Source organism: Nautilia sp. (genome assembly GCF_053994455.1).
Genome location: NZ_JBMYAU010000030.1, coordinates 1 through 2,723, shown reverse-complemented (window position 1 = coordinate 2,723; position 2,723 = coordinate 1). Strand labels below are relative to the sequence as shown.

The 2,723-nt window shown below is 33.6% G+C and carries 3 protein-coding genes and 1 pseudogene; 1 reads left to right on the top strand and 3 read right to left on the bottom strand.

The features are described 5' to 3' along the window. From ACXJIE_RS02095 to ACXJIE_RS02085, 3 genes are all read right to left on the bottom strand, one after another. Positions 1 to 403 (bottom strand): LemA family protein (locus ACXJIE_RS02095; RefSeq protein WP_456479323.1); only part of this gene is annotated, 403 nt, incomplete at its 3' end. Between the two features lie 13 nt (positions 404 to 416). Next, positions 417 to 2,063, bottom strand: coding sequence for an EAL domain-containing protein (locus tag ACXJIE_RS02090; protein ID WP_456479322.1), 1,647 nt, complete (start codon positions 2,061 to 2,063; stop codon positions 417 to 419). Positions 2,064 to 2,099: 36 nt separating this feature from the next. After that, entirely contained in the window at positions 2,100 to 2,531 is a 432-nt protein-coding gene (locus ACXJIE_RS02085; protein WP_456479321.1) for a DNA polymerase III subunit alpha, read from the bottom strand. A 97-nt stretch (positions 2,532 to 2,628) separates the two neighbouring features. Here ACXJIE_RS02085 and ACXJIE_RS02080 point away from each other — a divergent pair. Further along, positions 2,629 to 2,723 (top strand): annotated as a pseudogene (locus ACXJIE_RS02080) (RNA-binding protein); the annotation flags it as partial.

Sequence of the window (2,723 nt, the reverse complement as noted above, 5' to 3'; positions counted from 1 at the left end):
TTCTTGCCGCACTTATCTGCTCTTCTATTTCGGCAAGCGTCATTTGAAGATGCATTACGTTTTCGTTTGCCTTTAATTCGGGATAATTTTCAACACTGACCAAAATTTTTCCGAGAAGTGATGAAATCTGGTTTTCATAATTCATTTTTTCGTTTTCGTCAACACTTTTTTCAGCCCTGCTTCTGAGTTCGGTGATTTTTTCAAGAAGCTCTTTTTCATGTTTCATATAGGCTTTGACACTTTCGACTAAATTCGGTATAAGATTCCTTCTTTTTTTAAGAAGCGTGTCAATACTTCCGAAAATATTTTCAACCTGATTTTTTTTTGAAATTAAAGAATTATACATAAGTACAAATACCAATATTACGGCGCCAATTACGATATATCCGATATAACCGCTCATTTTAAATCCTTTCTTAAATATCTGGCATCGGCTTTGCGAGATAAAACCCCTGAAAATAGTCTATGTTCAGTTTTTTTACGATATTGAAAATTTCTTCGTTACAGACAAATTCGGCAACGGTCTTCGCACCTATTTTCTTTGCAAACTCTATAATCGTTTCCACTATTATTAAATTTTTTTCTTTTTTTGTAACTTCCTTTATTAAAGAACCGTCAATTTTTATGCAGTCTATTTCCAATGACAGCAGATGCTTGAAATTTGAATAACCGCTCCCGAAATCGTCTATGGCTATTTTCGCCCCCAAATCATGGACTTTTTTAATAAAACGTTTTACAATATTGTAATTTTCTATCCCTTCTGTTTCTAATATCTCAAATCCTATTTTAGTTCCCGTCCCCGTACTTTTAACAACATCCACAATATAATCCACAAGCTCGGGATGAATTATATCATCGATGGAAATATTGATGTTAAACCCTTTATCCATCCCGGCAAATTTTTCACAGGCCTGTTTTATCACTTTTTTTGTTATCTGAGTATACAGTTTTGTGGTTTTGGCTATAGGTAAAAACTCTCCGGGAAGTATTATTTTTCCTTTTTCATTTTTTAACCTTGCCAAAACCTCATATTTGACAATCTCTTTTTCCGAGTTAAAAATAGGCTGGTAATAACAAACTATCCTGTCATCTTCCAGAGCCTTATGAATTGTAACGGTCATATCAAGGTTTTTTTTGTATCTTTTTTCTATCTTTTGTGCTTCGTCGTAAATATAAAAAGGAAGTTTTTTCTGTTTGGCTTCCCTTACGGCGATATCGGCATGTGTCAGAAGTTTATTGCCATTAATCGCCGCTCCCGCCCTTACATGAATATGCAATGGCTCCTTTCCGGCCAAAAATTCGATTCTTTCCAATTTGCCTATTATACGTATAATGAATTTTTCCACTTCTTCATACGTCATTTTTTTATCGAACAGAACCGCAAATTCGTCCCCTCCTATTCTGTATGGACTTATATTTTCTTTTTTTAACTCCTCAGTAAATTTGATAAGAAGCCCGTCTCCGACTTTGGAACCGAAAAGATCGTTAATCTGCCCGAATTTGTCAATATTGAAAATCACACATGCGTGAATTTCCTTTTTATTTATGTCGAGTATCATTTTCTGACGATTCGGAAGGCCGGTAAGTCTGTCATAATACGCAATTTTATAAATTTCTTTTTCTTTTGCTTTGAGTTCGCTTAAATCCACAACAGCCGAAATTCTTATTTTCTTATTGTTTATAATAATATCCTTGCCTCTTATTATTGCGGGAAATTTACTTCCGTCTTTTTTCAGCATTACGGCTTCATAAGGAGACTGATCTTTTATCTGAATTCTGTTTTTTACAAGTTCCCGGGATTCTTCGGCTACAAATTCAAAAGCTTTTTTGCCTATCATCTCCTCAAGCGTATATCCAAATATAACCGCTGCGGGTTTATTCGCTTTAATACATCTTTTGTTTTCATCAAAAACGACAATACCCTCTATTGTGGAATTAATTACCTTATCGAGAAAATTTATAAGCTGTTCCTCTTTATTGAAAGAACTGTTTATATTATTCAAAACTCCCGATTCAAACAACGATTCGATCATTTTGTTAAGTCTGTTTTCGAACTGTTCCATACTCCTGCTTTTTAATTTAATATCTTTATTATAACATTATTTGATAAGTTCTTTAATATTCTCTTTAAAATTACACAAAAACTGAGGGAACTCCTCGTCCACCTTAGTTAAATCGACATAATTTCTAAAAAACGTGTCAATATCCACACCGGCCTGCATCCCTAAGGAATATCCTTTAAACATCTCCTTTAGTTTAGGCGAATCTATCAAATCCACCATACTTTCACAAAATGCTATTCCCTCTTCCAACATTCCCTCTTTCCAAAAACCTATAGCGTTGTCCACAAGTACAACTACGGCAAAAAGCTCCTCTTCATTTTTTAAATCGAATTTTTCATTTTTTGAAAGTTTTATCTGATACAAAGCAAACGCTTCATCAAAAGCCTTTTGAAAAAACTCTTCCGCTTTTGCATTCTCGCCTTTTGTAAGAGCGCTTCTGAAATTGAAATAATTCTGTTTGATTTCCATATTTTGTCCTTTTTTTAAGAAATTTTAACATTTATTTGCTTTTTTTACATAATGGTGTTACAATGTCAATGCAAAATTCACAATTAGGAAAAGTAACATGAAAACAATTTACGTAGGAAACATTAACTATCAGGCAACTGAAGACGATTTAAGACCGGTATTCGCAGAATACGGAGAGGTAATTTCAGTAAA

Excerpts from the sequence above, each read along its gene's own strand:
- ACXJIE_RS02085 (WP_456479321.1), bottom strand. The coding sequence starts at position 2,531 with ATGGAAATCAAACAGAATTATTTCAATTTCAGAAGCGCTCTTACAAAA.
- ACXJIE_RS02090 (WP_456479322.1), bottom strand. The coding sequence starts at position 2,063 with ATGGAACAGTTCGAAAACAGACTTAACAAAATGATCGAATCGTTGTTT.